We start from the raw sequence: 6,242 nt of genomic DNA, 5'->3' as shown, positions 1-6,242 counted from the left end.
CCCGCCGCATGCGATTGTCCGCCAGCGGTGGCGTGCGGATGCGCTCGACGACACGCGCATCGGCGCAGTGGTGATCGGTCCGGGGCTGGGGCGTGACGATCGCGCGCAGGAGAAGCTGGACGCCGCGCTGGCGAGCGACCGGCCGCTGGTGATCGACGGCGATGCAATCCACCTGCTCGACCTCAACACGCTCAGGAATCGCGCCGCCCCGACCGTGCTCACCCCCCATGTGGGCGAGTTCGATGCGCTGTTCGGCGCAGGGAGCGGCAGCAAGATCGAGCGGACTCAGGACGCTGCTGCGCGCTCGGGCGCGGTAGTGGTGTTCAAGGGTGCGGACACGGTGATCGCGCGACCCGATGGCTGGGCGAATGTCGCGCCGATGGGCAATCCGTGGCTCTCCGTCGCCGGGACCGGCGACGTGCTGGCGGGGGCAATCGCCGCGACGCTGGCGCAGGACAGCTGGGACCCACTTCGCGCCGCCAGCAACGGCGTGTGGCTGCACGGGCAGGCGGCGCGCACCCTCGACCGCTGTTTCCTCGCCGACGAACTGGCGGATGCGCTCCCGTACGCCTATGAGCGCGCACGATGAGTGATGACGAGATGATCGTGCGCGTCGCCGCGCGCGGGGATGGGGTGACGGCGGACGGGCGCCATGCGGCGCTGGCCGCGCCGGGCGACCGGCTGCGCGCCGATGGCAGCGTTGCGCATGGCCCGCGCCATGTCGACCCGCCGTGCCGCCACTTCCCCGAATGCGGCGGGTGCCAGCTCCAGCATCTCGACGACACCGCCTATGCCGAATTCCTGACCGGGCGCATCGCGGGCGCGCTGGCGCAACACGGCCTGACCGCAGAGATCCGCGCGCCCCTGCTGTCGCCGCCGCGCACCCGCCGTCGCGCGACGCTGCACGCCGAACGGCGCGGGCGGCAGGTGCATCTGGGCTTTACCGAACAGTCGAGCCACCGGCTGATCGACGTGCAGCAATGCGAGGTGCTCGATCCCTGGCTGTTCGCGTTGCTTCAGCCGCTGCGCGGGTTGCTCGCGGCGCACCTCCCGGCCAGCCGCCGCGTCAACGTCCACCTCGCGCTGACCGATCAGGGGCCGGACGTGCTGGTCGAGGGACTGGTGACCGACAGCCTCAAGGCGGTCGAGGCGGTGACCGCCTTCGCGATGCGCCACGCGCTCGGGCGGCTCAGCGTCGATGACGGAATGGGGCCGGAAGCGCGCTGGGAGCCCGATCCGGTGACCGTCAGCTTCGGCGGCGTCGCCGTGCCGTTCCCGCCCGCCAGCTTCCTGCAGGCCACGCCCGAGGGTGAGGCTGCGCTGGTGGCAGCCGTGCGCGAAGCCGTGGGCGATGCTAAGACGATCGCTGACCTGTTCGCCGGGCTCGGCACCTTCACCTTCGCCATGGACTCCAAGGCCAAGGTGTATGCGGGCGAGGGCGCGCGCGACGCGATCCTGTCACTCAAGGCCGCCGCGGGCCGGGCGCTGCGCCAGATCTTCGCCGAGCATCGCGACCTGTTCCGCCGTCCGCTCACCGCCAAGGAGCTCGACCTGTTTGACGCGGTGATCCTCGATCCCCCGCGCGCCGGGGCGAAAGAGCAAGCAGTCGAGCTGGCGGCGAGCAAGGCGCCGGTGATCGCCTATGTCTCGTGCAACCCCGCAACCTTCGCGCGCGATGCCGAGGCGCTGGTGAAGGGCGGCTATCGCCTGGACTGGGTGCAGCCGGTGGGCCAGTTCCGCTGGTCGACGCACGCGGAGCTTGCGGCGCGGTTCAGTCGTTAGGGTAGTCGGCCTTCACGAAATACAGCCCGTCCGAAGGCGCGTTGAGGCCGAGGCGCGCGCGGTCCTTTGCCTCGAGCGCGGCGCGGAGGTCGTCGGCGGTCCACTGGCCGCGGCCGACCATCGACAGGCACCCGACCATCGACCGCACCTGATGATGCAGGAACGAGCGCGCCGAGGCGTGGATTGCGATCTCGTCGCCCGTCCGCTCCACATCGAGCCGGTCGAGCGACTTCAACGGGCTGGCCGACTGGCAATGGACCGATCGAAAGGTGGTGAAGTCGTGCGTGCCGACCAGGATCTGCGCGGCATCGTGCATCGCATCGGCGTCGAGCGGGTGGGGGACGCGCCATTTCAGCCCCTTGTCGAAGGTCAGCGGCGCGCGGCGACTGACGATGCGATAGACATAATGGCGCGCGATGCAGGAAAAGCGCGCGTGCCAGTCGTCGGGGACGACCTCGCACGCCAGGATCGCGACCGGCACCGCGCGTAGATGCGCGTTGAGCGCCTCCATCAGCCGGAACGGGGCGATGTCCTTCTCGACCTCGGTATGCGCGCGCATGCCGAGCGCATGGACCCCGGCATCGGTGCGCCCGGCGGCATGGACCAGCGCTTCCTCGCCGGTAATGCCGTGCAGCGCATCCTCGATCGCGCCCTGCACGCTGGGGCCGTGATCCTGATATTGCCAGCCCATGAAGGGGCGGCCGTCATATTCGATCGTCAACGCGAAACGGGTCACAGCTGGGTTCCGGGGGGAATCGGGAAGCCGTTGAGCAGCTCGCGGGTGGTGACGACGCCACGCCCGGCGCGCTGGACGAGGGTGGGGCGGATGGCGTCTTCGCGACACTGGATGGTCAGCGCATCATCGATCACCACGCCGTCGCCCCGGCGAAGGCCGGGGCCGCCCGCGGCGGAGGTCGTCGCGTCCCTCTCGCGATCCCGGCCTTCGCCGGGATGACGGACAGCAGCCAGCACGCGGATGCGTTCGCCGTTATGCTCGAACCACGCCCCCGGCGGATTGAAGGCGCGGATCTGGCGCTCGACCGCATCGGCCGGCTGGTCAAAGTTCAGGCGGGTTTCGGCCTTGTCGATCTTCGCGGCATAGGTGACGCCCTCTTCCGGCTGCGCCACCGCCGGATGTCCGTCGAAATCGCTCAGCACCTCCACCATCAGCCGCGCACCCAGCTCCGCCAGCTCTGCGGTCAGTTCGCCCGCAGTCTTGCCGTCGATCGGCGTCCTCCCTTCCAGCCGTACCGGGCCGGTGTCGAGCCCGGCCTCCATCTGCATGATCCCGACGCCAGTCTCCACGTCCCCGGCCAGGATCGCGCGCTGCACCGGCGCCGCGCCACGCCAGCGGGGGAGCAGCGAGCCATGCACGTTGAGGCAGCCAAGGCGCGGGGCCTCCAGCACGCTGACTGGCAGGATCAGGCCATAGGCGGCGACCACCGCGACATCGGCGTTGAGCGCGGCAAAGGCGGCGACCGCCTCGGGGTCTTTCTTGAACGACAAAGGCGTGCGCACCGCGATCCCCAGCTCCTCCGCGCGGGCATGGACGGGGGAGGGGGTCAGCACCTTGCCACGCCGCCCGCCGGGGCGCGGCGGCTGGCTATACGCCGCGACGACGTCATGGCCTGCTTCGACCAGCGCATTGAGCGTCGACACCGCGAATTCGGGGGTGCCCATGAAGATGATCCGCATGGGGTCGCCTGTAGCGCCAATTCGACGCGTTGCGCCAGTCACCCTCACCCTTCCCACTCGCTACGCTCGCGGGCCCCTTCCCTCTCCCAATGGGAGAGGGAGGGAGGCGCGAAGCGCCGGAAGGGTGAGGGTGACTGGCGCTCGTGATCTGTCTCGACTATCTCCCGCGCATGGCATCGCCCGAGATCGAAACCCTCACCCAAGCCTTGTCGCGCCTCCCCGGCCTTGGCCCGCGATCAGCGCGGCGCGCGGTGCTGCATCTGCTCAAGAAGCGCGAGACGGCGCTCGACCCGCTGCTGCGCGCGCTGGAGGCGGTGAGCGAGCGGCTCGCGACGTGCTCGATCTGCGGCAATGTCGACACGTCGGATCCGTGCGCGATCTGCGCCGACCCGCGTCGCGACACGCGGCAGCTGTGCGTGGTCGAGGAAGTGGCGGACCTGTGGGCGCTGGAACGCTCGCGCCTGTTTCCCGGCAAATTTCACGTGCTCGGCGGCAAATTGTCGGCGCTCGACGGGGTACGGCCCGAAGACCTCGCAATCGACAGCCTCGTCACCCGCATCGCTGCGGGCGGGGTGGATGAAGTGGTGCTGGCGATGAACGCGACGCTGGAGGGGCAGACCACCGCGCATTACATCGCAGAACGCCTGGAAAGCTATCCGATCCGCCTGACCCAACTCGCGCACGGCCTGCCGGTTGGCGGCGAGCTCGATTATCTGGATGAAGGCACGCTGGCCCAGGCGTTGCGCGCGCGGCGACCGGTCGCCTGAACCAAATCTTGCGACTTGACCGCCCAATCATTAGATTGGCGCGATGGCTATTCTCCCGATTGTTGAAGTTCCCGATCCGCGTCTCAAGACCGTCTCCACCCCCGTCGAGAAGGTCGACGACGAACTGCGCGCGCTGATCGCCGACATGTTCGACACCATGTACGATGCGCCCGGCATCGGTCTCGCCGCGATTCAGGTCGGCGTGCCCAAGCGTGTGATCGTGATGGACTTGCAGGAGGAGGAAGACGAGGAAGGCAAGCCGATCAAGGCCCCGCGCGTCTTCATCAACCCCGTAATCCTCGACCCCGCGGCGGAGATGAACACCTATACCGAGGGCTGCCTGTCGGTCCCCGACCAGTTCGCCGATGTCGACCGCCCCGCAACCTGCCGTGTCAAGTGGCTGGACGAACAGGGCAACGCGCATGACGAGGTGTTCACCGGGCTGCTCGCGACTTGCATCCAGCATGAGATGGACCATCTCGAGGGGATCGTGTTCCTCGACCACCTCTCGCGGCTCAAGCGTCAGATGCTGATGAAGAAGCTGGAGAAGGCGCGCCGTCTGGCCGCTTGATGCGTCCGCTTATCCGTTAAATCAGTTGTCACCCCGGCCTTGTGCCGGGGTCCACCGGGCGGCAAGCGCGAAGCACGAGGCTCAAGCGCTGGGCTGGTGGATAAGTGGACCCCGGCATACGGCCGGGGTGACGGGTTTCAGGCGCTCCACCCGCCATCCGACAGCCCCGCAATCCGCGCCTTGGCCGCGCGATACTCCGCATCGAGCCGGTCGACGAACGCCGCCACCGGTTGAACCTCGCGCACCGCGCCGATCCCCTGGCCCGAACCCCAGATGTCGCGCCACGCCTTGGCCTTGGAATTTCCGCCGGAGCCGAAATTCATCTTGCTCGGATCGCTTTCGGGCAGATTGTCGGGGTCCAGCCCTGCTGCCTCGATCGACTGGCGCAGGTAATTGCCGTGCACACCGGTGAACAGATTTGTATAGACAATATCGGACGCGCCACCCGCGACGATGCCCGCCTTGTAATCCGCCTCGGCATTGGCCTCCGCCGTCGCGATGAAGGGGGAGCCGATATAGGCGAGGTCCGCACCCATCGCCTGCGCGGCGAGGATGGCATTGCCGTTCGCGATCGATCCCGACAGTGCGATCGGCCCGTCGAACCACGCGCGCGTCTCCTGCACGAAGGCGAAGGGGCTGAGCTGTCCGGCATGGCCGCCCGCGCCGGTGCAGACCAGGATCAGGCCGTCCGCACCCTTCTCGATCGCCTTGTGCGCGAACCGGTCGTTGATGACGTCGTGCAGCGCGATGCCACCCCAGCTGTGCACCGCCTGATTGAGCTGCTCCTGCGCACCCAATGAGGTGATCACGATCGGCACCTGCCACTTGGCGCAGGTGGCCAGGTCGGCCTCAAGCCGATCGTTGGAGCGGTGGACGATCTGGTTGACCGCATAGGGCGCGGCCGGGCGATCCGGATTGTCGCGGTTCCACGCGGCCAGCTCCTCGGTGATCTGGTGCAACCATTCGTCGAGCTGGCTCTGCGGCCGCGCGTTGAGCGCGGGGAACGAGCCGACGATACCCGCCTTGCACTGGGCAATGACCAGTTCGGGACCGGAGACGATGAAGAGCGGGGACCCGATGACGGGCAGCCGCAGGCGATCGAAGAGAGCGGGCAGGGCCATACCCGTTTCATAGACGAACCGAATTGCCTGTCCAGATGCTTTACGTAAACGGCAAGGGTTGGCGTACCGGAAATTCTAACTCTGCACCTTGCTCCTCGTCGCCCCGGTTTGACCCGGGGCTGGGCTGCCTTGCGCACGTCGGAGAATAAGCCCGGTCCCGGGTCAAGCCCGGGACGACGAGGGGGGCTAGTCCACCCGCCGCAGCCCCGCCCGGAACCGCCGCTGCCGCTCGGCATAATTCTGTGCGGAGTAGAGCAACCCCGCGCGAGTCGTCGCATCGACCTCGCGAATCGCGCGGGGTTGCTC

General features: G+C 68.3%; 7 protein-coding genes. 4 read left to right on the top strand and 3 right to left on the bottom strand.

Going from position 1 to position 6,242, the window contains the following annotated elements; all coding sequences use genetic code 11:
* On the top strand, positions 1-589 hold a 589-nt coding region (locus tag AX681_RS19060; RefSeq protein ID WP_082749628.1), incomplete at its 5' end, for an NAD(P)H-hydrate dehydratase.
* Positions 586-1,782: a class I SAM-dependent RNA methyltransferase gene (locus AX681_RS19055; protein ID WP_066665283.1), complete on the top strand. Its 1,197-nt coding sequence runs from the start codon at positions 586-588 to the stop codon at positions 1,780-1,782. The genes AX681_RS19060 and AX681_RS19055, both read left to right, overlap by 4 nt.
* Here AX681_RS19055 and truA read toward each other — a convergent pair.
* Positions 1,772-2,518, bottom strand: coding sequence for a tRNA pseudouridine(38-40) synthase TruA (gene truA, locus AX681_RS19050; protein ID WP_066665286.1), 747 nt, complete (start codon positions 2,516-2,518; stop codon positions 1,772-1,774). The two genes, AX681_RS19055 and truA, sit on opposite strands and share 11 nt — an antisense overlap.
* Complete coding sequence (gene fmt, locus AX681_RS19045) at positions 2,515-3,477, bottom strand: methionyl-tRNA formyltransferase (protein ID WP_066665288.1); 963 nt, start codon at positions 3,475-3,477, stop codon at positions 2,515-2,517. Before fmt ends, truA begins: the two co-directional genes overlap by 4 nt.
* Positions 3,478-3,647: 170 nt before the next feature.
* Here fmt and recR point away from each other — a divergent pair, with 170 nt between their 5' ends.
* Positions 3,648-4,244 carry a recombination mediator RecR gene (gene recR / locus AX681_RS19040; protein ID WP_066665290.1) on the top strand — a complete coding sequence of 199 codons (597 nt, stop codon included), beginning with the start codon at positions 3,648-3,650 and terminating at the stop codon, positions 4,242-4,244.
* A gap of 43 nt (positions 4,245-4,287) precedes the next feature.
* A complete protein-coding gene (gene def, locus AX681_RS19035) occupies positions 4,288-4,815 on the top strand; it encodes a peptide deformylase (protein ID WP_066665292.1) in 528 nt (175 codons plus the stop codon).
* A gap of 137 nt (positions 4,816-4,952) precedes the next feature.
* Here the strand turns inward: def and AX681_RS19030 are convergent, their stop codons facing one another.
* Positions 4,953-5,936: an NAD(P)H-dependent flavin oxidoreductase gene (locus AX681_RS19030; RefSeq protein WP_066665293.1), complete on the bottom strand. Its 984-nt coding sequence runs from the start codon at positions 5,934-5,936 to the stop codon at positions 4,953-4,955.
* Positions 5,937-6,242 lie beyond the last annotated feature (306 nt).

It is taken from the genome of Sphingomonas sp. CCH9-E2, assembly GCF_001557215.1.
Classification (GTDB): domain Bacteria; phylum Pseudomonadota; class Alphaproteobacteria; order Sphingomonadales; family Sphingomonadaceae; genus Sphingomonas.
This window is presented reverse-complemented; position numbering and strand designations above follow the sequence as displayed.